Consider the following 25,788-nt stretch of genomic DNA (forward strand, 5'->3'; position numbering starts at 1 on the left):
GGGCTCCACGCCGCTGGCGGATAGAGGGACCCGGGGCGCGTGTCCGGCGCGCGGGGCGCGTTCCACGCGGGACGGGGCTTCGCGGACCTGCGTGCCCGCGTTCTTGGAGGAGCGGGCGTGGTCCTCGGGGGTGGGCGCGGCGGTGGCGGCCTTGCGCGACGCTGGGGCTTCGGGCTCCGCGTCCGGCGGGAGCGATGCTCCGAAGGCCGTGGTCATTTCGCGCGGAGGCGCCGTGGCGGCTCGCGGCTTGCGGTCGGGCGCGGAGGCTGCGGCGTCCGGTGTCGGGCCGGGTTCCTGGGCCGAGCCGCCGCGAGACGGCTTCGCGGCCCGAGACATGCCGCTGGGAGCGGGGGCGGACTCCGCGAGGGAGACAGGGCTCTCCGCTGGCGCCTTCGCGGCGCGACGGGGTGGCTCCGCTTCCGGTGGCGTGCTCGCGACCGAGACGTGACGGCCGGACGGCGCCTTCGGCTGGCGCGTGGCGTCCGCGCTGGATGCCGTTGCGCCTACGGGAGCGTGACGACCGGACGGAGCCTTCGGCTGGCGCGTGGCGTCCGCGCCCGGCGCTGAGCTACCAACCGGCGCGTGGCTGCCGGACTGGACCTTCGACTGGCGTGCGGCTTCCGTAGGGACCGGTGCGGTTCCTACCGGGGCATGACGTCCCGAGGGCGCCTTGGGTTGCCGAGGTGCTTCCGTGGAGGACGATGCGGCGCTCGCTGGAGCGTGACGTCCCGAAGGGGCCTTGGGCGGGAGGTCGACCTCCGCGCCCGGCACTGTATCCGCGAGGGACACAGGGCTTCCCACCGGAGCCTTCCCGGATACGGGGCGGCGCGGCGCTTCCGTTCCCTGGGCGGTGTCGCCTACCGACGCGTGCCGTCCTGAAGGGGCCTTGGCGGCGCTCGCGACCGGAGCATGGCTTCCCGAGGGGGCCTTCCCAGGCTGCGACGCGGATGGAGACGCTCCCGCGCCTCGCTCTGACTCCTTCCGCGACGCGCGCTCGGCCGTGTCACTCCGAGCCCCCACGCGCCCTCGCTTCTTGTTGCCAGGAGCCGCTTCGAGTTCCTCGCCTGCCGTGTTCGTCGAGCCGACTTGCGCTGCCGCGTTGCCGCGTCCCTTGCGCGAAGTCGCGCTGGCACCTGAAGCCCCGGCCGAACGCTTCTCCGATGCGTTGGCGGACGCGGCCTCCTCCGCCTGGAGCAGCGACGGGACATCCGTGTTGGATGTCACCTCGTCGGACAGGTCCTTGCGCTGTTTCGCAGCAGGCACCCGGCCCGTGGCGACCGGCGGAGCGACGAGCACCGACGGCGGCGGCACCCCGCCAGCCTGCGAGGACGCCGGACGCGTGGGCTCCGGCGACGGCGGACGGGCGCGCTGCTCGCGGGACTTGCGCAGACTGTCGGCGCGGCGCGCGTAGAGGCGGGCCTTCTCGGTGTTGTTCAGCACCTCGCGGCAGAAGAGCGCGAGCCGCTCCCACGTGTGCTGTCGCTCCTCGTCCTCCTCCGTCGCGGTGGCCGCGTTCTCCAGCGCCCAGGCGGCTTCGCCAAATTGCTCGCGCTCGGTGCAGCGGTCGGCGAGCAGCAGCCAGGCTTCCTTGTGCCCCGGCTCGAAGCGCACGGCCTGGCGCAGCTCCGCCAGGGCCGCGCCCGCGTCGCCCATCGCCTCCAGTGTGGCGATGCGCTCCAGGTGCGCCTTGCGCGCGGCCGGCCCCCGAGGCTCGCGGGCGAGCTGCGCGTGCAGCAACGCACTCAGCGCGGGCAGGTCTCCCAGGCGGCGCGCGAGCGCCAGCAGGTGCTCCCGGGGTTGCTCATTGTCCGGGCTCTCCGCGAGCACTTCCGCCCAGGCCCACTGCGCGATGCGCAGGTCTCCCAGGGACTCCTCCGCGGTCTTCGCGAGCACCCGCAGCGCCTCCAGGCGATCCGGCGCGCGGCGCGGCGCGGCGGCACAGGCGGCGCGCAGCCGCTCGACCTGGGCGAAGCGCTCGTCGTCGGAGACGCTGCGCACCAGCCCCGCGAGCACGGGCAGCATTCCGGCCACGAGCGCATCCGCCGCCTCGAAGTCCTCGCGCGCCTTCGCGGGGTTGCCCATGTTCAGCTGCCGCTCGCCTCGAGTCAGCAGGGCCACGGCGCGGGCCCGCGAGGTCCTCGCCCGGGAGATCGCGTCATCGAGCGCACGGCGCACGAGCGAGGCGTCCTCCCGCTGCGACAACAGCCGGACCTGTTCACGCAACGCGGTGCGCTCACCGGTCAGCTCGACGATCTCCCGGTACATGCGCGCGGCGCCCGCGGAGTCCTGGAGCTCGTTCTCCATCACCTCCGCGAGCCGCGTCAGGGCTTCGGCGCGCTCGGGTGCGTCCTTCGCGCGGTCCGCGCGCTTGAGGTACAGCTGGGCCAGCTCGCGCCAGGCACTGCGCGCGATGAGCTGGGCCTCCTGACGCTGGGACTGGGCCCGCTCCGAGCCCTCGTCCGCGGTGCGTGCCGAAGCAGGTGCATCCGAAGCCGGGGACTCGGAGGGCTTCACCGAGGGGACGCGCGTGGAGTCGCGCCGGGGCGCCGCGGGGGCGGCCTGCGCGGTGGAATCCGCCTGCGGGAAGACGACTTCCGAAGTCGATTCCTCCTCGTCGAACGCGGGCTTCGAAGTGGCGGGGACCAGCACGGAAGCCCGTCGCGGAGCGGATGGCTTCCCATCACGGGACTGCGTTGACGCGGAAGCGCCCTTCTCCGCTTCGGCACGCTCGGGCGGGATGATCTCCGAGGTCGCCTCGTCGTCGTCGAACGCCATCGCTGGCGCACCCGGCACCAGCACCGCGCTGGACGGGCGCGGAGGGTTCACTTCCGACGTCGCTTCGTCCGCATCCGGCTGGCGTGGGGGCGGATTCTTCGAGGCCGATGCGTTCTCGCTGGATGCCTTGGCTTGCGCTTCAGCGGCCGGTTCGGAAGGACGTGGCGGGACGATCTCCGACGTCGATTCGTCTTCGTCGAAAGCCTTGGAAGGTGCACCCGGCACCAGCACCGCGACAGGCGAACGCGACTCCATCCGCTCCGATGCCGACGCGTCAGGAGCGGAGGTCTTCGAGGGTGCCGCCGTTATCGCGGCCGGGGTCTCCTCGGATGGATTCCGTGGCGCGGGCTTTTCGTCGAGTGCGGCATCGGCAGGCGGCGCGTCCTCGAGCTTCTTGCCGAAGACCTGCGTCGACTCGAATACCGGCGAGGCGGGTGGCGCGGCAGCAGGCGTCGACACCTCAACCTTCTCATCGGGTGTCCGCACCGCATCCGACGACGACGCTTCGGTCGTCGACGCAACGGCCTTCACTTCGGACGCTGCCGCCGTGTCCGGGAGCAGTGGCGTCTGCGTCTCACTCGAGGATGCTGCTCCACCGACGTGCTCGGCAGCCTCCGCTGACGACGGTGCCGTTTCGATGCGCTCAGGCGCCTTTGCCGAGCCCGACAACATCAATGCGCTCAACGCCGCGATGACGTGATCAGGCACGGTCGCGGAGGGCGGTGCACTTGACGGTGCGACGACGGACGCGGACGAATCCGAGGCGTTCCCTGACGACGAAGCGTTCGATTCGCCAGCAGCGCTCTCCACCCGTGGCGCTTCATCCACGGCCGACGATGCACCCGAGGCCGCAGCGGCTGACGCCGGAATGTCAGACGCCCCCACGACCGCGGCGCCAGGGCGCACCGTGTCCGGTGCCTCCTCGCCAGCCTCCTGCTCGACGACCACCGGCTCCGGAACGGTCCTCGCGCCCCTCGGCGGCGTCACCACCCGGGCCTTGCCCGGCCCGTCGTCATCCCAGGGGAACTCCGGCCCTCGCGACGCCGGCCGTGCCTGTTCCGCCCACTCACCCAGCGGGACCTGCACCGTGGCGGCCCGGGGAGCCCACGCTGGCGCGGCCGGCACCGAAACCACCGGCATCTCCACCACCGTGTTGCCCAGCTCTGGATCCGACAGCGCCAGCGCGGACACCTCCACGGTCTTCGTCCGGGACTCCTCGTCCTCCGCCAGGAGCTGCGGCGACGGCACCGACTTCGCCTTCGCCACCCGCTCGCGCAGCACGTCGAGCACGAAGCGGGCCCTGGCGTCGTCGGGCGCGTCCATCAACAACCCGTTGAGCACCGCCGCGGCGCGCGCTTCCTGTCCCGTGCGCCGCAACACCCGCGACAGCTGACGGCGGACCTCGCGGCGCACCTCGCCCCGCTCCGTCACCATCGCCGCGTCCAGCAGGGTGATGACCGCGCGCTCCGTGCCCGCCTTCAGCGCGCACCGGACCAGCACCGCCGCGAGCCGGGGCGTCATCGGAAGAGAACGGCTGGCGGACACCAGGCCGGAATACGCCCGCGCCGCCTGCCCCTCCTGGAGCAGCCGAGCAGCGTCCCGGCAGATCCGGGCCACCGCGCCTCGCACGTCCTCTCCTCGCGAGCCCAGCTCCGGTCCGCGAAGGGAGGGCTCCGGCGTCCGTGGGCCCTTGCCGTGTCTCCCGCCACCCATGAAGCCCCCAGTCTACACACGATGCGCGCGACGGGGGCATCCTGTCCGCCAGCACAGGGCCCGGGTTTTCCAGGTTCTCAGGACGCGTCCGCGGCCACGATGGGCCCCTCCGGAATGCGCACGCCCGCCGACTCGAAGAACGCCCGCATGTCGTCCGGCACCGGCGCCTCCAACCGCAGCGGCTGGCCCGTGCGCGGATGCCCCAGCTCCAGCGCGTGCGCGTGCAGCAGGCAACGCGGCGCCATCAGGCCCCCCGCGCTCCCCTCGCCGCCATAGCGCGAGTCCCCCAGGATGGGGTGCTCCAGCGCCGTCAGGTGCGCCCGGAGCTGGTGCGTGCGGCCCGTCCGGGGCAGCAGCTCCACCAGGCTGAACGCCTCCCCCGCGAACAGCGTCCGGTAGTCCGTCCACGCGGGCACGCCATTGGCCGCGCGGGTCGCCCGCCAGCGCCCCGGCCTCGACGGGTCCTTCGACAGGGGCAGGTCCACCGTACCGCCCGCCGGAAGTCCCGGACCCGTCGCCGCGAGGTACCGCTTGCGCGCGGTGCCCTCCCGGAACGCCTCGGCCAGCGCGGAGGTGGCGGCGGCCGTCTTGCCGAACACCGTCACCCCGGAGGTCTCCCGGTCCAACCGGTGCACCAACCCCGCCTGCCGACCCAGGTACTCACTCACCAGGTCCACCAGGCTTCCGCCCACGCGGCCTTCCGTGGGCTGCGCGTTCAGGCCCGCGGGCTTGTCCACCGCGATGACGTCCGCGTCCTCGAACAGCACGCGCAGGGGGACCGTGGGCTTCGGGACCTCCAGCGGGCTCTGCCCTGCCTCCTCCAGCACCACCGTCACCACCTGCGCGGCCTGGAGCTTCACGGCCCCGTCCCGCGCGCGCCGCCCCGCCACGTACACGGCGCCCACGTCCACCAGCCGCCGCACGTCCGCCACCGGCAGCGCCAGCTCCGCCGCCACCGCCTCCACCAGGGCCCGCCCCACGTGCGCCCCTTCCGCCCGGAACGTCCGGCGCTTCATCGCGCGCCGCCCCTTTCGAGGAGGGACTCCAGGGGGGCATGCGGCCGGGCAACGAAGGCAGAGGACATGGCGAGACACTCTATGCGCGTGCTCCCTGCCGTGACGCGGGCTTCCTGTTACCTTCCGCGCCGCCATGGACCGCCCCCTGCTCTCCGTCCGGTCGCGGCTGGATGATTTCCTCGCCGAGCTGGCCACCCTCCAGTACCGCTACGGCGCCGGACTCTCCCCGGACCTCCCTGTCGCACGCCTCTACGCATCCTTCCCGGAGCTGTCCTCGCCGGAGACCTTCGCCGCCGCCAACGAGGCGCTCGCCCGTGCGCAAGGCAAGGACGACCCCGTCGCCGTCCGCCGCATCCGGCTGGTGCGCGAGCTCATCGCCACCCAGGTGGAGGAGTCGCTCGCCCTGCCCGCGGCGGACGCCGTCGTCGCGTTGGAGGCCCGCTCCCACATCCCCGCGGACGACACGACGCTGTCCCTCGCCCAGGCCCTGTCCCAGATTCCGCGCGAGTCCAACCGCTCCCGCCGCGCCCTCCTGGAGCGCGGCGCCGGCAACTTCCTCTGGGACCACCGGGGTCCCTATGGAGACCGGCGCGACGCCACCCTCCAGGCCGCGGAGGTGCTGGGCTTCCCCGACTACCCCTCGCTGCGCCAGGACGTCACCGGCATCGACGCGGGCAAGCTGGCCGAGGCCGCAGCGGAGACCCTCAAGCGCACCGAGGACGCCTACCGCGACGTGCTGGCCTACGTGCTGCGCAAGCTGGAGCCCACCCTGCGCCCGCTGCCCGGCGGCGAGGCGCGGCGCCATGACGTGCAGCACGCCCTGCGCGCCCCGTGGATGGACGCGCACTTCCGCCGCGAGGACACCGTCCCCGCCGTGATGCGCTGGCTGTCCGACTGGGGCCTCCACCCCGAGGCCGGCGGCCGCATCCGCCTGGACGACGAGTCCCGCCCCGGCAAGGCGTCACGCCCCTTCGTCGCCGCCGTGCGCGTGCCCGACGAAATCCGGCTGGTCGTCCAGCCCCGCAGCGGCATGGACGCGCTGGGCGACCTGCTCCACGAGCTGGGCCACGCGTGGCACCTGGCCCACGTGGACGCGGACGCCCCCATGGAGCTGCGCCGCCTGGGCGACGCCTCCGTGACGGAAGCGTACGCCGCCACCTTCGAGCGGCTGCTGTTGTCCCCGCCCTGGCTCAAGCGCTACCTGGGCCTGCCGTCCGGCACGACGAAGGACGTCGTGCGCATGGGCGCCTTCCAGGCCCTGGCCGTGCTGCGCCGCCACTGCGCGAAGCTGTCCTACGAGCTGTCGCTCAGCACCAAGGGCGCCTCCGCCGACCGCGCGGACGAGTACGCCGACGGCCAGCGCCGCGCACTCTTCGCGCAGCCGCACCCGGGCTTCTTCCTGCACGACGTGGACTCGCAGCTCTACGTCACCCGCTACCTGCGGGCGTGGGCCCTGGAGACCCGGCTCACCGCGCACCTGCTGGAGCGGTTCAACGAGGACTTCTGGCGCAACCCCTCCGCCTTCACCTGGCTCAAGGGGCTTTTCGCGCGCGGCGGTGCCGCCGACGCGGAGGGACTGGCCACGGAGGTCTCGGGCACGCCGCTGGCGCTGCCCGAGGCGGGAGCGCGCCTCGTGGCCATCCTCAACCAGTAGGGAGTACGGCCCCCTACTTCTTCTTGGCGCGCAGCGCGCGGACGATCTTGTCCTTCGCCGCGTTGGCCGGAGCCTCGCGGGTGGGGACCGCGGCGGGCGCCTTGGTGGCCTTGGCCGCCGTGCGCGCGCGCATCGCCTTCATCAGCTGCATCTCGATGACGAGCAGCTCATCCGCCAGCTCCGCGTTCGCACCCGCGGCGCGGGGCAGCGGCGCGCTCTTGCTGGGAGCGCCCGCGCCATGGCGCATGCGCAGGGCCTTCTCCTCCTCGGCCGTCAGCGTGGTGGACTTCTCCAGCGCCGCCTTGACCTCTTTCGCGGTCAACGTGCTACTTCCGACCTTGCGCTCCATCTCCGCTCCCTTCGTTGTGCACGCCTGAACACCCGAGCATGTCAGATGCGTCTGGGCCGCAACCGACGAGGATTGTAGAGGACGCAAGAGGGCCGTCAAAATTTCTTCCAACAGGCCGCTGCCAGTCTGTAGCGACCCGCCCCACCCGCTACAGCTACAGGTGCATCCCCAGACCCAGGAACGTGGAGCGCAAGCTCTGTCGCTCCCCGGAGAAAGGGGAGCCCCTGGAGGAGAAGTTCTGGTAGCGCGCCTCGGCGGAGAGGAAGAGGTTCTCTCCCAGCTCCACCCCCACGCCGCCGCACAGCTCGAAGCCCAGCTGGAGCACCCGGCTGCCCAGCGCGTCCGGGGCCACCGGCTGGGGGCGTGAGTGGGGCACCAGCATGCTGGCCCCCACTCCCAGGAAGGGCCGCACCCGGGTGTCCCCCAGGGGCACGACGCGCACGGACATGGGCGTCACCTCCGTCAGGTGCCGGCTGGACGCCAGGTGGCCGCCCACCTCCAGCACCGCCCCCGGCTTGCGGTACGCCCAGCCCAGGCCCGCGCTGTAGCCCACCGTGCGCACCTTTTCCGCGTCGCCCTGGAGCACGTAGGCCCCCAGCGGTGCGACGGTGATGCCCAGGTTGCGGACGGGTTCGGCGAGGGCCGGGGTCGCCAGGAGTGCGAGCCCGGCACATGCCAGGGGGAGGGCGGAGCGGAACATGGCCTCCCGTGAGAGCAAGGCCAGGGCCAGGGGGATTCCCCAGCAGCGTCAGGCACTTGCGGGAAGGCCCGGGCGGGGGCGGCGGCCCGTGCAGGACACGGCCGTCACAGCCCCCGAGGGCCGCGCTCCCCTCCCGGGCCGCCAGGCCGGAAACCGTAGGGCTTCCAACGGCCTGGAGGCTCGGATGAGCGCAGCGGGGTTGAGTCAGTTGCCCTCGGCCTCGTCTTCCGGCTCGGGGGCGCCGGCCGCGGCGCCTGGAGTGGCGGGTGAGTCCCCGGCCTTGGTGCGCGGGATGCCGAAGTGGTCCATGGCGTCCGCGATGCCCTGGGGCTTGTCCGCGTCCGGCAGGAAGTCCTGGGGCGGCTGCAGCGCGGGGTCCTTGCCAATCTCCGTCAGGGAGGACTCCAGCGTCATGCGCAGCTCCGCGGCCTCCGGGGTCTTCTCCTGGGGCACGCCGATGCGCCCGTCCAGCCGGGCCTTGAGGACGACGGAGGTCACCGAGTCCACCAGCACCTCGCCCTCCAGCGAGCGCGGCAGCCGGTGCGAGAAGAAGTTGGCGCGGCGCTTCGTCGTCTCGTCCGCGTTCTTGGGCGTGAAGGCGGCGGGCATCTTCTTCGGCGTGCCGCCCTCCAGGGGCGAGCCCAGGGACACGTTGTACTTCCACGCGGTGCGCCCCTCGTGGGTGACGGTGCCCGCGGGGGTGAGCTTGATGCGGCCCTGGAAGAGGCTGTCGAAGTCGCGGATGGCGCCCGTCAGCTCCGTGCGGGTGCGCTCGGCCATGCCTCGGTCGCGCAGGCGCTGGCGGTATGGGCCGTAGCGGTTGCGGGCGAACACCTGCCCCTTCACGCGCATCACCTCCAGGCCCTGGTCCCGGGAGTTCTCCAGGACGCCGTGGAAGTCGCCGTTGACGCCCCCGGGGCCCGCGCGGAAGGAGCGCGTCTCCGTGAGCTTCACGGGGTTGTTCCCGTTGGGGCCGGCCCACTCGTAGCTGAGGGTGGACTGGAAGAAGTGCGGGCCCAGCCGCTCGGTCACCTCCGCGGCGTCCATGCCCAGGATGCGGCGGGAGACCTGGGGGTTGTCCGCGACGTCCTCCGGCGGCAGCTTCTCCTTCGCCGAGGCCACCACCTTCGGAGGGTCCTCCGCCGAGAAGATGCGGGCCTTGGCCGCCTTGTCGACGGGGTCTGAGCAGCCAGTGGCTGCCAGGACCAGGGCGAGGGCGGCGGACTTCGACAGACTTCTCACGGAACCTCCACGACCACGACGGCGGGGGCGGCAAGTTACGTGGGGGGGACAGGAGCGGCAAGCGGTGGCTTGCGTGCGGCCGTGCAAGGGATAGAACGCCCAACCCATGCAGAACCTGCGAGACAAGTTGTTGAAAGCGGGCCTCGTCTCCGAGGAGGAGGCCAAGAAGTCCGACTCCACGCCCTCGGCGCCAAGGCGCCAGGAGGACAGCCGGGGGAGCGCTCCACGCGCCCCGGCCCCTCGCGGACGTGATGAGAATCGGACAGCCGGAGGCCCGCCGCGCCGTGATGACCGCGGAGGTCCACCGCGCCGTGAGGGCGGTGGCGGTCCGCCGCGCGGCGCCGGAGGTCCCCCGCGCCACGGTGCGGGCGGTCCGCCGCGCCAGGGCGGAGGCTTCCGGGGCGGTCCCCAGGGCGGGTCCGGTGCGAGCGCGCGTCCGGGCACGCCCACGGAGAAGCCCATCCCCAAGCTGCCGCCCATGCCGGGCTCCAAGGCCTACCAGCGCGCCGAGTCCAAGAAGCAGGTGGAGCTGGACCGCGCCCTGCGCGAGCTGGTGCTCGGCGCCCAGGTGCCCCAGGAGCCGGGCGAGACGGCCTTCTACTTCATGACGCGCAAGGGAAAGCTGCGCCGCATGGAGCTGAGCCCCGCCCAGGCCAAGCAGCTGGAGGACGGCGAGCTGGGCGTGGTGGAGCGTCCGGAGCCCGCGCAGATCGAGCACTCGCTGGTGCCCTCCGCCGCGGCCGAGCAGATGTACGCGCTGTCCGCCAAGGCCGTGCGCTTCTTCAACCGCAAGGAGAACCCCGTCGGCTTCATGAACGACGAGGAGCTCAAGGCGCAGCAGGCCGCCGAGGCCTCCGGCACCGCGCCGGAAGTCGCCGACGAGCCCGAAGCCTCCGCGGAAGGTGCCGAGGAGGGCGAGGCGTCCGCCGAGGCCACCGCGTCCGAGCCGTCGTCCGAGTCCCCTGGCGAGCCTGCCTCCGAGCCGAACGGCGAAGGCAACCCCCAGTCCTGATGTTCCTTCCCGTGCCCTCCCCTCCCTCCCATCCGGGAGCGAGGGGAGGCGCGGCTTCCACCGGACGTCCGCGCTCGTCTCAGCCGAACGCGTCGATGCCGGTGATGGCCTTGCCCAGCACCAGCGTGTGCACCTCGTGGGTGCCCTCGTAGGTGAAGACACTCTCCAGATTCAGCATGTGGCGCACGGGCGGGTAGTCGTCCGTGATGCCATTGGCCCCGTAGATGCTCCGGGCCACGCGGGCGATGTCGAGCGCGCTCTTCACGTTGTTGCGCTTGGCCAGGCTCACCATCACGGGGTTGCTCTTGCCCTCGTCCTTGAGGCGCGCGAGCCGCAGGCTCAACAGCTGCGCCTTGACGATCTCCTGGAGCATGTCCGCCAGCTTCTCCTGAGTGAGCTGGTAGCCGGCGATGGACTTGCCGTCGAACTGGGTGCGGGACAGCGCGTATTCGCGCGCGCCCTCGAAGCACGCGATGGCCGCGCCCGTCACCGCGAACGCGATGCCCGCGCGCGCATTGTTGAGGCACGACAGCGGTCCCCGGAGGCCCACGACACCGGGCAGCACGTTGCGGTCCGGCACGCGCACGTCCTGGAAGGACAGCTCACTGGTGAGCGATGCGCGCAGGGAGAACTTGCCGGGAATCTCCCGCGCGCTGAAGCCGGGCATCCCCTTCTCCACCAGGAAGCCGCGCACGGACTCCGGGCCGCCGTCGTCCGTCTTGGCCCACACCACCGCGACGTCCGCGATGGAGCCGTTGGTAATCCACGCCTTGGTGCCGTTGAGCACCCAGCTGTCGCCGTCCTTCCGGGCGCGGGCGCGCATGCCGCCGGGGTTGGAGCCGAAGTCGGGCTCGGTGAGGCCGAAGCAGCCGATGAGCTGTCCCTTCGCCATGCCCGGCAGGAAGCGCGTCTTCTGCTCCTCGCTGCCGAAGGCGTGGATGGGGAACATGCAGAGCGAGCCCTGCACGGACGCGAAGCTGCGCAGGCCGGAGTCACCGCGCTCCAGTTCCTGCAACACCAGGCCATAGCTGACGGTGTTCATGCCCGCGCAGCCGTAGCCCTGGAGGTTCGCGCCCAGCACGCCCAGCTCCGCCAGGCCCGGGATGAGGTGCGCGGGGAAGGTGCCGTCGCGGAAGTGCTTGCCGATGATGGGCAGCACCTCCGCGTCCACGAAGCGGGCCACCGCGTCGCGAGCGGCCTTCTCCTCGGCGGACAGCAGGTCGTCGATGCGGAACAGGTCGGTGATGTCGGCGCGGGGCATGGCGGCGAGCTTGACGTCGCCATGCGGGAGCCGTCAAACCACCGGTGCCTCAGTGCGTCGCGGGCGCGAGCGCTTCCAGGTCCGCGTCGCGCATGAAGTTGACCAGCGGACCGTCGATCTTCCGCTGGCCGTTCACCACCACGGTGGGCTTGAGGAAGAAGCTGTTGTTCCAGTTGAAGTCATACAGCGCCTGTTCGGCGGTGTCGTTCCAGCTCCCATCCATGCGGCCGTCGTAGTACCCGAGCTTGTGCAGCACGCGCTTCACGACCTTCGCCGTCTCCTTGTCGAGCAAGATGAGGTCCGACGCGTACGGCGCCGCGACGCCCGCCTGGTAGCGGTTCATCTCCACGTCCAGCTCCTTCAGCGCGTGCTTGCTGCCGTGCACGACGGCGTCCGCGAGCACCTTCGTGTAGAAGACCGCTTCGTTCTCCGAGTTCCAGACGCGGATGACGCCGGAGCGCTCGCCGTTGTTGTCACCGCCCACCCTGGCCCCAGCCTTGAGCGACGCGAGCAGCCGCTGCGGCAGGCTGCCCGTGGCCTGCTGGAAGCCCGTCGCCATGGCGGCGCAGATGGTGGCGGTGGTCTGGTTGTTGGCCTGGACCACGAAGGTCGCGCCCTTCACCGCGCAGCGCTGCGAGGCGCTCTCCGCGCCGGTCCGCTGGCCCACCGTGATGGTCCCATCGGGATTGAGCTTCACCGCGGCGAGCTGCCGGTAGTCCGCGTACGGATCCACGGTGAACACGTAGTCGACGGCGGCCTGGGCCGTGTCACCCGCGTCGGTGCGGGCGATGATCGCCTCGGCGTCATCCACCGAGGGATAGAACATGGAGGCCACCGCCACATCCGGGCGGCCGTAGGGCACCAGGCCACTGATGCCCGAGGGGAAGGAGATGCTGGCCACGCCGCACGACTTCTCCACGGCGTCGCACGCGACGATGGCGCGCGTGCCCAGGAGGCGCGGGTTGGCGCGGCCGGTGGGCGCCGCCGCGAGGGCGGACGTGGACGCGAACATCAGGCAGGAAGCGGCCAGCAGGCCTCGCTTGAAGGACTTCATGTGCAGGGAACTCCGATGCAGTGGTTGATGTCTGGAAGAGTCCCCGGAAGCGCAATTGATGCATTTCGCCATGCACCTTCCGCCCGGTCCCGCGCGCAGGGCCCTATGCTGTCCGGCCATGGCAAACGAGACGACGAAGAGCGTGGTGGTGACGGGCGCCAGCCGGGGCATTGGCCGCGCGGTGTCCCTGGCGTTCGCGCGCGAGGGCTACGACGTCTGGGCGATGGCGCGCTCTGCGGAGTCGCTGGAGGCGCTGCGCAAGGAAGGCGGCGAGCGCATCCGCACGCTCACGGTGGACGTGGCGGATGAGTCCGCGTTGCTCGCGGCGTGCAAGACCGTGCTGGCTGCGGGCACGCCCCGGGTGCTGGTGAACAACGCGGGCATCACCGTGTCCGCGCCGCTGACGAAGACGTCCACGGCGGACCTGGCGAAGGTGATGGCCGTGAACGTGACGGCGCCCTTCCTGCTGTGCCGCGAACTGATGCCGGCGATGGCGTCCGCGGGCGGCGGCCGGGTCATCAACATCGGCTCCATCACCGCGACGCGCGGGGCGAAGTACACGTCCGCGTACTGCGCGTCCAAGCATGCGCTGCTGGGGCTGACGCGCGCGCTGTCGGTGGAGTACGCGCGCAAGAACGTCACCGTGAACATCGTGAACCCGGGCTGGGTGGAGACGGACATGTTCGCGGGCGCGACGGCCGCCATCACCAAGACGACAGGCCGCAGCGAGGAACAGGCCCGCGAGGCCCTGGCCGCGATGAGCGCCATGGGCCGCATCATCCAGCCGGAGGAGGTGGCCGCGATGTGCCTCTTCCTCGCGTCGGAGGCGGCGGCGCCCATCACCGGCGCGGCCTACGCCATCGACGGCGGCGAGGCGGCGTAGCGCCGGGCTCCCGCGCGCCGGGCCGTCACGTGCCTGGCGTCACCGTTCGAGTGGAGCGATACGCCGCGCGGCATCGCGGGCTCCCGCGCGCCGGGCCGTCACTGGCCCGACGCCTTCACGGCGTCACAGGCGGTACTGCTCCACGATGTTGCTGACCTCGTGGGACGCGGTGGTGAGGCGCGCGGCGGCCACGGCGCTCGTGGCCACGCGCTCCACCGTCTCATCCGCCAGCCGCGTCAGGTCGCTCAGCGCGGCGAACAGCTCCGCGATGCCCGCGTCCTGCTGGCTCACCATGTCCGCGATGCTCTTCACGGACACGCTGTTGTTCTGGATGACCTCGGCCAGCGCTCGCAGGCTCTCTCCCGCCGCGCGCGCCTGCTCCAGGCCACCTTCCACCTCGCGCGTGCCGCCCTCGCTCGTCTGCACCGCCTCGGAGATGGCGCGGCCGATGTCCGCCAGGATGGACTGCACGCGCGCTGTCGCCGTCGCGGACTGGTCCGCAAGGGAGCGCATCTGCCGGGCCACCACCGCGAACGCCCGGCCCGCCTCGCCGCTGCGCGCCGCCTCGATGGCCGCGTTCAACGCGAGCACGTTGGACTGGTCCGCCAGGTCCTTCACCGTGCCGGTGATGTCGCCCACCTGCCGCGTGCTCTGCCGCAGCTCCGACACCGTGTTGGAGATGCGCTCCACCTGCGAACGGATGTGCGTGAGCCCGCCCACGCTGCCCGCCACCGCGGACTCGCCCGCCTGCCCCACCGCGCCCGCCTTCTCCGCGTCGCGCAGCACGCCCGTGGCCCGCTGCGCAGCCGCCCGCGAGCTCTCCTGAAGCTGCCGCGCGGCGATCTGCGTCTGGTGCAGCGCCGCCGCCTGCCGCGTCACCGCCAGGTTCTGGTCCGACGCGGAGTTCGCCAGCTCCAGCGCCGTCGCCTCCAGCTCGTGCGCGGAGTTCTTCAGCGCCATCAGCACCGCGCGCAGCCGCGCCATCATGTCCCCGAAGGACAAGGCCAGCTGGCCAATCTCATCCTTGGAGTGGATGTCCAACGTGCTGCTGAAGTCTCCTTCCGCCACCACCCGCGCCGCCGCCGCCGTCAGCGCGCCCAGGGGCGCCATCATCCGGCGCACCAGCAGGAACACGCCCCCGCCCGCCACCAGCGCCACGAACAGCCCCAGACCCAACACCTCCATCAGCGTGGCGCGCATCCGCGCCCACTCCGCCTGAGCGCCGCGCGCCAGCACCAGCTCCAGGCCCTCGCCCACCTCCACCCGCGACACGTGCAGCGACACGCCGCCCACGTCCACCTCGGCGCCGTTCGCTCCGCCCGCGCCCGCCGCGGCCAACAGCGCCTTCGCCTGGACCGCGTGCACCGACCTCGCCACCAGCCGAGGCCCCGCGTGCAGCAACGCCTCCAGGTCCTCGCTCCCCTCGCCCAGGCGGCGCAGCTCCTCTCCGCCCAGCTCCGCGCCCACCACGAGGAAACCCACCGGCACGCCGTTGGACTGGAGCGGCTGCGCCACCGCGAACAGGGGCACTCCCGTGGCCGGCAGCACCACCTGTCCCTTCTGGCGCACCACCTTGTCGATGCCCGGCAGGGTCCGCTCACCGGAGGAGGCGAGCACCGTCCCGTCCACGCCCACCAGCGCCATCAGGTCCACGCCCAGCACCGTGCGGTGCTCGTTCAGCAGGGCGTCCGTCTCCGAATGGTCCTCCGCGAAGGCCGCCGTGAACGCGGGGTTGGCCGCCGCCACGCGCCCCAACTCCGTCAGCACGCGCAACTCCTGGTCCTTCAACGCCTGCCAGCGGGTCGCGTCCCGCGTCAGGGCGGAGGCCATTTCGGACTCCACGCGCGAGCGCAGCGACAACCCCATCAACGTCACGGTCAACAGCGTGAGGGTGATGACAACGGCGGTAAGGGCCGCGGTCAGGCGCGCGGCAAGGCTGAGCGTCATACGCAACGGGTGCTCGGAGGGGGGAGGGAGACGCGAGGGGGAGCCCCCAGATTAACCTGGAAGATGAGAAGGATTGAAGTCCCTGTGCAGGGTGACTCCCCTCCGTCCGGGCGGACCCATCGCGTCGGGTCGGCGGTCAGGACCGACCTGTGGGGTTCATCATCCGCGCACTCCCAGCGCGTGACGCGGTGGGTAGACGTTCAGGCCGCCACGCGCAGTACGACAGCGGTGATGTTGTCGCGGCCACCGGCCTCGTACGCGGCGGTCACGAGCGCGTCACACGCGGCCTGGGCGGAGGGAGCGTGCAGCTGCTCCTTCATCACCTCTGGACCCAGGGGCTCATACAGGCCGTCCGAGCACAGGAGGAAGACATCCCCGGGCTGCGTCTCCAGCCACTGCACGGTGGGCTCCGCGTTCTCCGTGCCCAGGGCGCGGGTGATGAGGTGGCGCAGGTTGGCCGGATTGCCGGGCGGCTCGCGCCCCGCGGCGCGCAGCTCCTCGATGAGCGAGTGGTCGCGCGTGAGCGACTCAAGCTGGCCCTCGCGCAGGCGGTACAGGCGGCTGTCGCCCACATGGGCCACCGCCGCGCTGCGCTCCCCCACCGCGAGCGCCACCACCGTGGAGGCCATCTCCTTGAGCTTGCCCACGCGGCGCACGCGCAACGTGCGCTGGGCGAGCGCGGTGCACGCGGCCAGGTAGTTCTCCTCGCGGCTTCGCGCGGGATCCACCGCGTCCGGCCAGGTGCCGTCGCGGTCGCGGTCCAGCCGGTCGCTGAACCCCGCGAAGGTGTCCACCACGCACTGGCTGGCGACCTCCCCGCCCTCCTGGCCCCCCAGGCCGTCCGCCACGACGAACAACCCGCGTTCGGGCAGCACGCAGTACGCATCTTCATTGTGCGGGCGCCGCCCGATGTGGGTCTGCCCCGCGCACTCGAATCTCATCACCACCGCCTCCTGGCTGGGCTCCCGGTCAGCAAACGGGAGGCCAACGGCCCGGTCGCTTCATGCCCGGGGTTCCCCCATGGGGTTCTCGCCTCTGGAGAACGCCCGGGTGCGCGTTCTCGCCGCGCACCCGCACTCCCCTGTCCGCGGACCGACGTTGCGGTCGTCTCCACCCCGTCCCGCCGCGACTTTTCAACGGGCGTGACACCCCGAAGGCCCGGGCGGGCTTCGTGGGAGGACGCGGGACTGGCGTCCACGTGTGGAGCAAGGGTGGGAGTCATGGGCGCCGGTAGGATATCGGGCATTGTGGCCAATGGGGATCCACTCGCGTCCCCCTAGCAACTCCTGCCGGCCCCAGCGGACAATGCAGGAGCTGCCCGACCTGCGGGCCATCACCCGAGGAGAACCATGACATCCATCCGCCGAGTGGGTTCTGGCATCTCGACGTCCCGGGCCTGGTCCATCTCCTCCGAGCTGGAGGTCACCGCCCCGGTGCAGCAGCAGCCCATGACGCCGGTGGAGCCGGTGCGGCGGGGCTTCTCCGACTCGAGCGACTTCCAGGCGGACGCCGACGGCGACCTGGCCGGTGCCCTGCTCGAGGACCTGGGGCTGACGTCGGGCCCGTCCTCGGAGGCCGGGGGGCGCGCGTCGGGCCTGGAGGACCCGGAGGCCCGGGCCGCGCTGCTGGAGAACCCCCACCTGCGCACCTTCGCGGGGGAGAGCACCTTCGAGGCCGCCGCGCCCGCGTACGCCCAGCGGCTGGGCACGCCGCAGATGTCCACGCCGCTCATGCAGGCGCGCCACTTCCAGCAGGCGGAGCGCCGCGCGGAGGCCTCGCCGGCGGATCCGTCCCTGGACCCCTCCGACATCCTGTCGCCCGACGCGGCCGAGTGGGAGCTCCAGAACCTGGACACCATGCCGAGCACCGCCTCCTCGAAGGAGGCGGAGGACCTGCTCTTCCTCCTGGAGTCCGGTGACCTGTCCGGCCTCAGCGACGAGGAGCTGGCCGCGCTGAGCGACGACCTGGACATGGACGACGCGGCTCCGGATGCGTCTGGAGACGCGGAGGGCCTGGAGGTGTCCGGTGCGCCGGAGGATTCGGGCGCGTTCCTGGCCACGCTGGAGGACAGCGGGCCGGAGGCGCTGTCAGCGGATGCGCCGCCGAGCGCTCCTTCGTCGAATGACTTCCTCGCGGACGCGGACGACTTCACGATGGAGGCCGTCCAGGCCGAGGCCGCCTACGCCGCTGCCTATGCCGAGGCCCGCAAGAACGCGGCTTCCGAACCGGAGCCCAGCGTGGTGGTGGCCGCCGAGCCCGCTGACGCGACGGCGGACATCGAGGATGTGCAGGACGCCGACCTCGTGGAGGTCGACGCGGCCCAGACGCCTCCGCCGCCTCCGCTCGAGTCCTGAGCCCTGAGGAGCGGGCCCTGACGCTCAGGGCTCGGGCCTGTCGGAGAGCGCGGCGTCGAGCTGCTTCTGCGCCTCCATGACGTCCTTCTCCAGCTCGTTCTTGTAGCGGTCGCGCTCGGGGCTCCTCCACTCCGCATCCGAGAACTGCTCGAGCGCGTACTCGCGCGTGGTGTGCACGGGCCCGCGCAGCGTGACCATCAGCTCGCGGTCCGGGTCACCCATCTCCTTGAGCAGGAAGCCCTCCACGTCGCGCAGGGTCAGCGGGAACGTGGGCTTGTCGTCCCGGATGACCTTGCCGAAGACGTTGAGCTTCACCTCCTGCGAGCCCTCCTGCAGCTCCTCGTTGAACGACAGCACCGCGAACGGCACGCCGCCTTCGTCGTCCAGCCGGCCGGACACCACATACCGCCCCGCCTTGCGGACCTGGATGGGGAGGTACAGGTCCAGCGAGCCACCCTCCAGCACCTCGCGCACCCTGCCGCTGAACGTGGCCGGCGGCGCGGATGTGTAGAGCACGTCGAAGAACGCCGAGTCCTCCAGCGAACCCGAGCGCACGCGGAGGGCCACGCGCAGCGTGCCGGAGAACATCGCGAAGCCCTGCTTCGACGGCTGGAAGCGCCCGGTGAGCATCCCGTCGCCTGCCACCGCGTCGCCGCCCTGCCCCGAGTCCACGAACGTCACCGGAACGCCCGGCACGCCGCCCGCGTCCGCCAGGTGGTCCGCCTCGTGCGCCATCGCGGACACCACCTCGCACGGGCGCGCCGCGCGGCGCGAGTCCTCGCACGCCACGGTGAAGAGCACCGCTTCGTCACCGACCACGAACACCTTGTCCTGCTTGAGCCGCAGCTGCACGTCGGAGGTGCCGTCCTCCGCGGCCTTGGGGCTCAGCGGCCGGGTGCGCTCCGGCTCCGCCAGCTCCAGTTGATCCGGATGCTCGCGGCCGGGCCGCGACTCGGGCGGGTAGCGCGTGGCCGCCACGTAGGATTCCAACGAGCGCTTCGCGCGCTCCAGCCGCTTCTGCCACAGCTCGCGGCGGGCCTCGCGTTCGCGGGCCTCCGGGCTGAGCAGTGACGGCGGGGCGGACTCGGCCGCCATCGCCGCGCTGGAGCGCTCCGCCGGCGCCCGCGCCACCTCGCGGGGGTCGGACACCGGGGCGGAGGTGGGCTTCGGTGCGCCCTCCGGCGCTACGGCCCCATCGCTTCCCTGCCACCAGAAGAACGCTCCGCCCACGAACACCAGGGGCACGAGGGCGAGCAACCACCGGCCGTGGCGCAGCCGGGAGGCGGAGGGGATGGGGCCGTCTTCACGTGTCATGAGCGGGCTTCGCCGGAGGGGGCGGGGGAAGCCGTCATTCTAGTACGCGTACTGGGCCATGTACTCGCGCACCTTGGAGACGATGCCGCCCCAGTTGCCGTTGGCGTAGTGGTTGTACGACTCACCATCGTCGCGGAGGTACACGGAGTGGAAGCTCCACTTCTGCCGGCCGTCGCTGCACGCGTTCTTGAGCAGGTTGAGCGTGCCGCCGCAGAACCAGTCGCCCGGGTTGCAGTAGGAGCCGCCGCTGCTGCCGGAGACACCGCCCGTGGAGTGGTAGGCCACCGCCTCGTCGTCCTGGCCCGGGAGGATGCCGGAGTACAGCGTCCCCTTGGAGCCGGCGAACATGAGGAACTCCACGTTGGCCGTGGCGTTGTGGTTGTACATGGAGCGCGCCGTGGTGGTGACCAGGTCGCTCACCAGGGGCTCGCTCACCGCCCAGTCGCCGTGGTCCGCCAGCTCGCTGCCGCCGCCCGCGCCGGACGCCACGGCCACCCACTTGATGTTCCAGCCCGTCTGCGTGGAGGTGCCCACGTTGCCGCATTCGCCGTTGGCGTTGGGCGAGGCGTTCTTCACCTGCCGCGTGCTGGTGCCGTACAGCGACAGCGCGTAGCCAATCTGCAGGTCACCGGCGCTGTGCACGGCGAGGTAACAGGAGTTCGTGCCCGTGCAGAAGCAGTCCAGCGCGTTGCGGATGCGGTAGTTCTCCGAGCCCACGCGCTGCGTGCCGTTCCAGTTGACGGCCTTCTTGTTCACGCCCGCCGCGGTGGTGGACGGCCCCCAGTAGCTGAAGTCGGCGTAGTTGCCCGCCTGCGTCTTGCCGCCGTTGCGGCCGTGGATCCACAGCGTGTAGTTCGTCGCGGCGGCTTCGGTACCCACCAACAGCGTCGCGGCGGTCACGGCCGCGCCAATCAGCATCTTCATCGGGGTGTGTCTCCTGGCCTCTCAGGGGGATGAGAGGGCTTCCGCACGGCCCCAGGCCGGGCGAGGGGACAACCACTCTAGGGGTTGTTTCAGATGAAGGCGATAAGCCGAAAGTCGGGCCGTCAGTGAAAACCCTGACGCAACGCGCTGGCTCTGGAAGTCACCCCAGCGCGTCCAGGGCGCCGTCTCGCACGAAGCGTTCCAGCCGCTCCAGTGCTTCCGGCAGGTTGGCGCGCCCCAACCCCAACCGGAAGTGATTGCCCGGAAAGCCATACACGTCGCCCGGCAACAGCAACACACCCTCACGGGTAATCAGTGACTCAGTGAAACGAGCCACCGGGATGTTTCGCAGCAGACGGGGGAAGGCCACGCTGCCGGCGCGCGGGCGCACCCAGTGGAAGGTGTCCGCGTGGCGCGCGAAGAAGTCATCCAGCCGCGCGAGGTTCGCGGTGAGCAGGCCGCGGCTGCGCTCCAGCACGCGTTCACGGGCGCGCAGCGCGATGAGGGACAGCAGCTCGCTGGGGGCGCTGTTGCAGAGCGAGGTGTAGTCCTTGAAGGCGCGGCAGCGCGCGAGCAGCTCCGTGTCCCGGGTGGCGAGCCAGCCCACGCGCAGGCCCGCGAGGCCGAACGCCTTGGACATCACGCCCAGGCTCACGCCCTTCGTGAGACACGACGCGGCGGGCGGCAGCGTGTCGTTCGCGTCGTACTCCAGCAGGCGGTACACCTCGTCGGAGAAGAGGTGGATGCCGCGCGCCTCGCACAGCGCGCACAGCTTCTGGAAGGTGGCGCGGTCCGGCAGCGAGCCCGTGGGGTTGTGCGGGAAGTTCACCACGACCATGCGCGTGTCCGGGCGCAGCGCCGCCGTGAGCGCGTCCAGGTCCAGGGCCCAGCCGTCCTCCTCCCTCAGGGGCAGCAGCGTCACGTCCGCGCCCACGGAGCGCGCGACTTCGTAGAGCGACTGGTAGCCCGGCCAGGTGACGACGGCGTGCGTGCCGGGCCCCAGTTGGACGTTCATCGCGACGAACATCGCCTCCTGCGCGCCCGCGAAGGTGAGGACGTCCTCGGAGATGAGGCCCGGGTACATGCCGGCGATGGCCTCGCGCAGCGCGGGCAGGCCGGGCGTCTCCGTGTAGCCGAGCGTCAGCCCGTCCCAGCGGGCGCGGTCCTCCGGCGACGCGAGCGCCAGCAGGTCCGCCATGCGCCAGCCCTCGATGTCGGAGGAGCACAGGAGGTAGGGCGCGGCGAACTCCCACCGCGCGAAGTACCGCTCCAGTTCGAAGTCGGGGATGCGCATTCACGGCCTCCATGCCCGCCTGCCCACCGGAGGGCGGAGCGGGCCAACAGCCCTTGCCGGACAGGCGAGCGGACGGGCGCGCAGCCGGGAGCAACCGGTGGCGCATGCATAGCTTGAGTCACGTCCCGTTGAAGCGCTTTCCACTTCGCATTGGGAGCTCGCATGGCCTCGACGAAAATCCCGCTCACGCTGCTGGACCCGGATGGCGGGTGGGTGAACGCCCCCGTCCACGTCTCGGAGCTCGACGGACTGCCCGTCCTCCTCCACTTCTGGACCATGGACTGCGAGGACTGCGCGAAGCAGTTCGAGGCCGTGAACCAGTGGGTGGTGGACTACGGGCCCAAGGGCCTGAAGGTCATTGGCGTGGACGTCACCCACAACGAGACGGAGCTCCGGGACACCAACAAGGTGGAGGGCTTCGCGCGCGAGCACGGCCTGCGCTACCCCATCGCCATGGACGACGGCTCCATGGCCAAGGCCTACGGCGTGGACAAGCACCCCGCCTTCCTCCTCTTCGGCACGGATGGGCGGCTGAAGAACCGCATCGGCGGCAAGGACGCCGTGCGCCGCGTGCGCACGCTGCTCAAGGACCTGCCCGGCCAGGAGCCGCCCGCGCTCCACGGCGAGGTCTCCCGCGAGCAGGAGGACCAGGTCGCGGCCTCCAATCCCTGAGCCCTTCGCGCCCCCACCCTTCCCTCTCCAGGAGAGTCGCACCATGGCTGACCGACGACACACCGAGCGAAGGGGCTTCTCCCTGGGCGCGCTGGCCGCCGGGGTGGGGGCCGTCGTGGGGCTGAAGCGCGTGCTGCGTCCGCGCTACAGCTTCCAGGGCAAGACGGTCGTCATCACCGGAGGCTCCCGGGGGCTGGGATTGGTGATGGCGCGCATGTTCCTGAAGGAGGGCGCGCGCGTGGCCATCTGCGGACGCGACGTCGAGTCGCTCCAGCGCGCCCACGCGGACCTGGAGCGCATGGGCGGCGAGGTGCTCACCCTGCGCTGCGACGTGCGCGACCAGGTGCAGGTGGACGCGATGGTGGGCGCCGTCCACGAGCACTGGGGCGCGGTGGACGTGCTCATCAACAACGCGGGCGTCATCATGGTGGGCCCGCTGGAGTCCATGACGCTGGAGGACTTCGAGGAGGCGGTGGACGTCCACCTGTGGGGGCCGCTGTACACGACGCTCGCGGTGGCGCCGGCCATGAAGGCGCGCGGCGAGGGCCGCATCGTCAACGTGGCCTCCATGGGCGGCAAGCTGAGCATCCCGCACCTGGTGCCGTACTCCGCGAGCAAGTTCGCGCTGGTGGGCCTGTCGGACGGACTGCGCACGGAGCTGGCCCAGGACGGCATCCGCGTGACGACGGCGTGCCCGTCCCTCATCCGCACGGGCAGCCCGCGCAACGCGAGCTTCAAGGGCGACCACGAGAAGGAGTACGCGTGGTTCCACGTGAGCAACTCGATGATGGGCGTGTCCATGAGCGCCGAGCGAGTGGCGCGTAAAATCATCGAAGCCTGCCGCCGCGGGGACGCGGAGGCGCTGGTGGGCATGCCCGCGAAGCTGGGCGCGGTGGGACGCGCATTGGCGCCCAACCTCACCGCGCGCGTGCTGGACGCCGTCAACCGGCGGCTGCCCCAGGACAGCACCCCGGAGCGGTACAAAGGCAGCGAGAGCGAGACGCCCCTCACCCGCTCCTGGCTCACGGAGATGAGCCGCCGCGCGGCGGAGCGCAACAACGAGAACGAGGTGTCCCTGCACTGACGCGAAGGGACACCTCTGGATGCACGGGGCCTAAGCCTTGCCGTCCATCTCCGCCAGCTCCATGCGCCAGTGGCCGCGGTGCTCGTAGGCCTGCGCCAGCTGATCATTCAGCGCGGCGAGAATCTTCACGTTCCCGTCCTGCTCGTAGCCCTTGAGGGACTCCGCGCAGGCGGGCACGCGTGAGAGGAACGTCTTCAGCGCGTCCAGGCTCAATTCCTTCACATACATCCCGTACCCCAGCCGCTCCAGATAGAGGGCATTGAGCACCTGTTCGAACTGGCCTCCCACGGGGATGCTGAGCAGCGGCTTGTGCAGGTACACGGCCTCGCTCATCAGCGTATAGCCGCCACCCGCCACCACCGCGCGCGCGGTGCGCAGGTCGTCGATGAAGCCCGCCTCGCTGAAGGGCCGGTAGGTGAGGTTGCCCTCCACCACGTCCTCCTTGAGGTCGCGGCGCAGGCCATACACGCGGCACGGCACGCCGGACTGCTTGAGGATTTCGGGCAGCTGCGTGTTCGTCGTCGACGTCTGGTACACGAGCAGGTGCTCCCCGGCCTCCGGCTTCGCCGCCAGGATTTCGGGCCGGAGGATGGACGGAGCCAGCGTGGTGCGGCGCTTGCGCACCGGCGGGTAGAAGAACGTCGTGGCCAGGTAGTGGAAGGCCCCGGGCAGCTTCGCCTTCACGATGGCGCGCGTGGCCTCGAAGCTCTCCTCGTGGCCCGCGAGCAGCGCCGGGTCGTGCTGACAGCGGTTGATGACCTGCATGTTGTCCACGCTGATGACGGGCAACCGGTGGTTCTTCGCGAACAGGTAGCTGAACGTCTCGAAGTCGCTCACCACCACGTCCGGCTTGAAGCCCTCCACCAGGTCGAAGTACTGGCGCACGTTCTGCGGCCAGCCCGTCACGGCGCCCTTCAGGTTCTGCAGCACCGTCTGCCACTTCTTCACCGAGTTGCCTTCGTAGGCGATGGTCAGGCCCCAGATGCCGTGCACGTTCTGGAAGCGCTGGGCCAGGTAGTTCTGCGCCCGCCCGGACACCACGATGTGGACCTCGTGCTCCTTCGTCAGCGCCTCCAGCAACACGCGCGAGCGCGTGGCGTGGCCCATCCCTTCGCCGACGACCCCATACAGGATTCGCATGGTCCGGAAGCATACGCCCGGGACGCCCTCCCCTGTCCCTTCCGGCCCAGGACGGTGCTACGCCTCCCGGTCCATGACCTCCCTGCCCTCGCCCCGGGGTGCCTCCGTCCTGCGCGCAGCGGCGTTCGGGGGCATCGTCGGCCTCATGCTGGGCGGCGTGGGGCTGCTCGGGCTGGGCGTGAGGGCCGTCTTCGCCCCCGCCGACTGCGCCCACCTGTCCCCGCAGGAGTGCCAGCTCCTCCACGAGACCGACCGGGACCTGGGCCGCGTGCAGACACTCTCCGGCGGAGCGCTCGTCGCCCTGGGCGCCGCCCTCTTCGCGCTCACCCGCCCGCGTCCGCCCGAGAACGGCCATGACTCCAGCGTTTGAGAGCCCGAGATTTCGCCGCGCCGCGCAAGCAGCCAGGCACATTGTGCCTGTAGGTCATTTTCGCGCGCGGGGTAGGTCAACTAATTACCACTGGCCCGGCCATTAGGTTTGAGGGTAGGAGACGGCCCATGCAGCTCGAATCGTTGAAGATGTTCTGTGACGTGGTCGAGACAGGTTCGTTCTCGCGCGCGGCGCAGCTCAATCACGTGACCCAGTCGGCGGTGAGCCAGCAGATTCGCGCGCTGGAGAACCGCTACGAGCAGAAGCTGCTCTCTCGCAGCGCGCGGCAGGTGACGCCCACGCCCGCGGGCGAGCGCCTGTTCCGGGGCTGCAAGGAGATATTGGCGCGCTTCGCGGAGGTGGAGCAGGAGATCCGCGAGCAGGCCACGGAGGTCCAGGGCGCGACCACCGTGTCCACCATCTACTCGGTGGGTCTGCACGAGCTGAACGTGGTGCAGAAGCAGCTCTTGAAGACGCACCCCAAGGTCAACATGCGCCTGAACTACCGGCGCAATGATCAGGTCTACGACGACGTGATTCTGGGCGCCGCGGAGATTGGCATCGTGGCCTATCCGCAGCCGCGCGCGGGCGTGGACATCCTGCCGTTCCGCGACGACAAGCTGGCGGTGGTCTGCGCGCCCAACCACCCGTTCGCCAGCAAGACGAAGGTGAGCGTCACCGCGCTGTCAGGCGTGCCTTTCATCGCCTTCGACCGGGAAGCCCCCACGCGCAAGGCATTGGACCGCCTGTTCCGCGAGAAGAACATCGACATCAATCCGGTGATGGAGATGGACAACGTGGAGACCATCAAGCGCGCGGTGGAGATGGGCCTGGGCGTGGCCATCCTCCCGCTCGCCACGGCCCACGCCGAAATCAAGAACAGCTCGCTGGTGGCGAAGCCCTTCGCGGAGGGGCCGGTGTCGCGCCCCATTGGCCTGCTCATCCGCAAGGGCAAGTACCTGGACCGCGCGTCCGCGGCGGTGCTGGAAGCCTTCAAGCAGGCCTCCCTGCTTCCGCAGGACGACTGAAG

General features: G+C 71.3%; 21 protein-coding genes. 8 read left to right on the top strand and 13 right to left on the bottom strand.

Features of this window, described 5'->3' with window-relative positions; all coding sequences use genetic code 11:
• Positions 1 to 4,488: lipopolysaccharide assembly protein LapB (locus D7Y11_RS00835; protein WP_126932776.1), on the bottom strand; the 4,488-nt coding region annotated here is incomplete at its 3' end.
• A gap of 77 nt (positions 4,489 to 4,565) precedes the next feature.
• The gene (locus D7Y11_RS00840; RefSeq protein ID WP_120575914.1) at positions 4,566 to 5,504 is read right to left on the bottom strand and encodes an RluA family pseudouridine synthase; all 939 of its coding nucleotides are present in this window, start codon (positions 5,502 to 5,504) and stop codon (positions 4,566 to 4,568) included.
• Between the two features lie 133 nt (positions 5,505 to 5,637).
• On the opposite strand from D7Y11_RS00840, the gene D7Y11_RS00845 reads away from it, so the two are divergent.
• Complete coding sequence (locus tag D7Y11_RS00845; RefSeq protein ID WP_126932777.1) at positions 5,638 to 7,158, top strand: peptidase M3; 1,521 nt, start codon at positions 5,638 to 5,640, stop codon at positions 7,156 to 7,158.
• Positions 7,159 to 7,171: 13 nt separating this feature from the next.
• Here the strand turns inward: D7Y11_RS00845 and D7Y11_RS00850 are convergent, their stop codons facing one another.
• The 3 genes from D7Y11_RS00850 to D7Y11_RS00860 form a co-directional block, all read right to left on the bottom strand.
• Positions 7,172 to 7,507: a hypothetical protein gene (locus D7Y11_RS00850; RefSeq protein WP_120575912.1), complete on the bottom strand. Its 336-nt coding sequence runs from the start codon at positions 7,505 to 7,507 to the stop codon at positions 7,172 to 7,174.
• Between the two features lie 154 nt (positions 7,508 to 7,661).
• Entirely contained in the window at positions 7,662 to 8,207 is a 546-nt protein-coding gene (locus tag D7Y11_RS00855; RefSeq protein WP_126932778.1) for a hypothetical protein, read from the bottom strand.
• 204 nt (positions 8,208 to 8,411) lie between these two features.
• Positions 8,412 to 9,449: a hypothetical protein gene (locus D7Y11_RS00860; RefSeq protein WP_120575910.1), complete on the bottom strand. Its 1,038-nt coding sequence runs from the start codon at positions 9,447 to 9,449 to the stop codon at positions 8,412 to 8,414.
• A 106-nt stretch (positions 9,450 to 9,555) separates the two neighbouring features.
• Between D7Y11_RS00860 and D7Y11_RS00865 the strand changes: the two genes are divergently transcribed.
• Entirely contained in the window at positions 9,556 to 10,461 is a 906-nt protein-coding gene (locus D7Y11_RS00865) for a DUF2058 family protein (protein ID WP_126932779.1), read from the top strand.
• 79 nt (positions 10,462 to 10,540) lie between these two features.
• Here the strand turns inward: D7Y11_RS00865 and D7Y11_RS00870 are convergent, their stop codons facing one another.
• Both D7Y11_RS00870 and D7Y11_RS00875 read right to left on the bottom strand, forming a co-directional pair.
• On the bottom strand, positions 10,541 to 11,722 hold the full coding sequence (locus D7Y11_RS00870; protein ID WP_126932780.1) for an acyl-CoA dehydrogenase family protein: 1,182 nt from the start codon (positions 11,720 to 11,722) through the stop codon (positions 10,541 to 10,543).
• 49 nt (positions 11,723 to 11,771) lie between these two features.
• The gene (locus D7Y11_RS00875) at positions 11,772 to 12,776 is read right to left on the bottom strand and encodes a DUF1028 domain-containing protein (RefSeq protein ID WP_126932781.1); all 1,005 of its coding nucleotides are present in this window, start codon (positions 12,774 to 12,776) and stop codon (positions 11,772 to 11,774) included.
• A gap of 118 nt (positions 12,777 to 12,894) precedes the next feature.
• On the opposite strand from D7Y11_RS00875, the gene D7Y11_RS00880 reads away from it, so the two are divergent.
• Positions 12,895 to 13,659, top strand: coding sequence for an SDR family NAD(P)-dependent oxidoreductase (locus tag D7Y11_RS00880; protein ID WP_120575906.1), 765 nt, complete (start codon positions 12,895 to 12,897; stop codon positions 13,657 to 13,659).
• Between the two features lie 123 nt (positions 13,660 to 13,782).
• On the opposite strand, the gene D7Y11_RS00885 is transcribed toward D7Y11_RS00880, so the two are convergent.
• Entirely contained in the window at positions 13,783 to 15,606 is a 1,824-nt protein-coding gene (locus tag D7Y11_RS00885) for a methyl-accepting chemotaxis protein (RefSeq protein WP_126932782.1), read from the bottom strand.
• A 200-nt stretch (positions 15,607 to 15,806) separates the two neighbouring features.
• Entirely contained in the window at positions 15,807 to 16,547 is a 741-nt protein-coding gene (locus D7Y11_RS00890) for a PP2C family serine/threonine-protein phosphatase (RefSeq protein WP_126932783.1), read from the bottom strand.
• 408 nt (positions 16,548 to 16,955) lie between these two features.
• Between D7Y11_RS00890 and D7Y11_RS00895 the strand changes: the two genes are divergently transcribed.
• A complete protein-coding gene (locus D7Y11_RS00895; protein WP_121754062.1) occupies positions 16,956 to 17,960 on the top strand; it encodes a hypothetical protein in 1,005 nt (334 codons plus the stop codon).
• A gap of 24 nt (positions 17,961 to 17,984) precedes the next feature.
• On the opposite strand, the gene D7Y11_RS00900 is transcribed toward D7Y11_RS00895, so the two are convergent.
• The 3 genes from D7Y11_RS00900 to D7Y11_RS00910 form a co-directional block, all read right to left on the bottom strand.
• Positions 17,985 to 19,274: a hypothetical protein gene (locus D7Y11_RS00900; RefSeq protein WP_126932784.1), complete on the bottom strand. Its 1,290-nt coding sequence runs from the start codon at positions 19,272 to 19,274 to the stop codon at positions 17,985 to 17,987.
• Between the two features lie 39 nt (positions 19,275 to 19,313).
• On the bottom strand, positions 19,314 to 20,198 hold the full coding sequence (locus D7Y11_RS00905; RefSeq protein WP_126932785.1) for a hypothetical protein: 885 nt from the start codon (positions 20,196 to 20,198) through the stop codon (positions 19,314 to 19,316).
• A gap of 160 nt (positions 20,199 to 20,358) precedes the next feature.
• Positions 20,359 to 21,492: an aminotransferase class I/II-fold pyridoxal phosphate-dependent enzyme gene (locus D7Y11_RS00910; protein ID WP_126932786.1), complete on the bottom strand. Its 1,134-nt coding sequence runs from the start codon at positions 21,490 to 21,492 to the stop codon at positions 20,359 to 20,361.
• Between the two features lie 162 nt (positions 21,493 to 21,654).
• Between D7Y11_RS00910 and D7Y11_RS00915 the strand changes: the two genes are divergently transcribed.
• Both D7Y11_RS00915 and D7Y11_RS00920 read left to right on the top strand, forming a co-directional pair.
• Positions 21,655 to 22,164: a peroxiredoxin gene (locus D7Y11_RS00915; RefSeq protein WP_120577759.1), complete on the top strand. Its 510-nt coding sequence runs from the start codon at positions 21,655 to 21,657 to the stop codon at positions 22,162 to 22,164.
• 43 nt (positions 22,165 to 22,207) lie between these two features.
• Complete coding sequence (locus tag D7Y11_RS00920; protein ID WP_126932787.1) at positions 22,208 to 23,248, top strand: SDR family oxidoreductase; 1,041 nt, start codon at positions 22,208 to 22,210, stop codon at positions 23,246 to 23,248.
• Positions 23,249 to 23,278: 30 nt separating this feature from the next.
• Here D7Y11_RS00920 and D7Y11_RS00925 read toward each other — a convergent pair whose 3' ends face one another.
• Positions 23,279 to 24,388 carry an MJ1255/VC2487 family glycosyltransferase gene (locus D7Y11_RS00925; protein WP_120594883.1) on the bottom strand — a complete coding sequence of 370 codons (1,110 nt, stop codon included), beginning with the start codon at positions 24,386 to 24,388 and terminating at the stop codon, positions 23,279 to 23,281.
• A 73-nt stretch (positions 24,389 to 24,461) separates the two neighbouring features.
• Here D7Y11_RS00925 and D7Y11_RS00930 point away from each other — a divergent pair, with 73 nt between their 5' ends.
• The gene (locus D7Y11_RS00930; RefSeq protein WP_120577756.1) at positions 24,462 to 24,758 is read left to right on the top strand and encodes a hypothetical protein; all 297 of its coding nucleotides are present in this window, start codon (positions 24,462 to 24,464) and stop codon (positions 24,756 to 24,758) included.
• Positions 24,759 to 24,886: 128 nt separating this feature from the next.
• Complete coding sequence (locus D7Y11_RS00935; protein ID WP_120577755.1) at positions 24,887 to 25,786, top strand: LysR family transcriptional regulator; 900 nt, start codon at positions 24,887 to 24,889, stop codon at positions 25,784 to 25,786.
• Positions 25,787 to 25,788: the final 2 nt, after the last annotated feature.

It is taken from the genome of Corallococcus sp. AB018 (genome assembly GCF_003986945.1).
In the GTDB taxonomy this organism is placed as follows: domain Bacteria; phylum Myxococcota; class Myxococcia; order Myxococcales; family Myxococcaceae; genus Corallococcus; species Corallococcus exiguus.

Excerpts from the sequence above, each read along its gene's own strand:
- D7Y11_RS00855 (WP_126932778.1), bottom strand. The coding sequence starts at position 8,207 with ATGTTCCGCTCCGCCCTCCCCCTGGCATGTGCCGGGCTCGCACTCCTG.
- D7Y11_RS00845 (WP_126932777.1), top strand. The coding sequence starts at position 5,638 with ATGGACCGCCCCCTGCTCTCCGTCCGGTCGCGGCTGGATGATTTCCTC.
- D7Y11_RS00910 (WP_126932786.1), bottom strand. The coding sequence starts at position 21,492 with ATGCGCATCCCCGACTTCGAACTGGAGCGGTACTTCGCGCGGTGGGAG.
- D7Y11_RS00875 (WP_126932781.1), bottom strand. The coding sequence starts at position 12,776 with ATGAAGTCCTTCAAGCGAGGCCTGCTGGCCGCTTCCTGCCTGATGTTC.
- D7Y11_RS00840 (WP_120575914.1), bottom strand. The coding sequence starts at position 5,504 with ATGAAGCGCCGGACGTTCCGGGCGGAAGGGGCGCACGTGGGGCGGGCC.
- D7Y11_RS00885 (WP_126932782.1), bottom strand. The coding sequence starts at position 15,606 with ATGACGCTCAGCCTTGCCGCGCGCCTGACCGCGGCCCTTACCGCCGTT.
- D7Y11_RS00865 (WP_126932779.1), top strand. The coding sequence starts at position 9,556 with ATGCAGAACCTGCGAGACAAGTTGTTGAAAGCGGGCCTCGTCTCCGAG.
- D7Y11_RS00915 (WP_120577759.1), top strand. The coding sequence starts at position 21,655 with ATGGCCTCGACGAAAATCCCGCTCACGCTGCTGGACCCGGATGGCGGG.
- D7Y11_RS00930 (WP_120577756.1), top strand. The coding sequence starts at position 24,462 with ATGACCTCCCTGCCCTCGCCCCGGGGTGCCTCCGTCCTGCGCGCAGCG.
- D7Y11_RS00905 (WP_126932785.1), bottom strand. The coding sequence starts at position 20,198 with ATGAAGATGCTGATTGGCGCGGCCGTGACCGCCGCGACGCTGTTGGTG.
- D7Y11_RS00900 (WP_126932784.1), bottom strand. The coding sequence starts at position 19,274 with ATGACACGTGAAGACGGCCCCATCCCCTCCGCCTCCCGGCTGCGCCAC.
- D7Y11_RS00935 (WP_120577755.1), top strand. The coding sequence starts at position 24,887 with ATGCAGCTCGAATCGTTGAAGATGTTCTGTGACGTGGTCGAGACAGGT.
- D7Y11_RS00890 (WP_126932783.1), bottom strand. The coding sequence starts at position 16,547 with ATGAGATTCGAGTGCGCGGGGCAGACCCACATCGGGCGGCGCCCGCAC.
- D7Y11_RS00925 (WP_120594883.1), bottom strand. The coding sequence starts at position 24,388 with ATGCGAATCCTGTATGGGGTCGTCGGCGAAGGGATGGGCCACGCCACG.
- D7Y11_RS00895 (WP_121754062.1), top strand. The coding sequence starts at position 16,956 with ATGACATCCATCCGCCGAGTGGGTTCTGGCATCTCGACGTCCCGGGCC.
- D7Y11_RS00870 (WP_126932780.1), bottom strand. The coding sequence starts at position 11,722 with ATGCCCCGCGCCGACATCACCGACCTGTTCCGCATCGACGACCTGCTG.
- D7Y11_RS00880 (WP_120575906.1), top strand. The coding sequence starts at position 12,895 with ATGGCAAACGAGACGACGAAGAGCGTGGTGGTGACGGGCGCCAGCCGG.
- D7Y11_RS00920 (WP_126932787.1), top strand. The coding sequence starts at position 22,208 with ATGGCTGACCGACGACACACCGAGCGAAGGGGCTTCTCCCTGGGCGCG.
- D7Y11_RS00850 (WP_120575912.1), bottom strand. The coding sequence starts at position 7,507 with ATGGAGCGCAAGGTCGGAAGTAGCACGTTGACCGCGAAAGAGGTCAAG.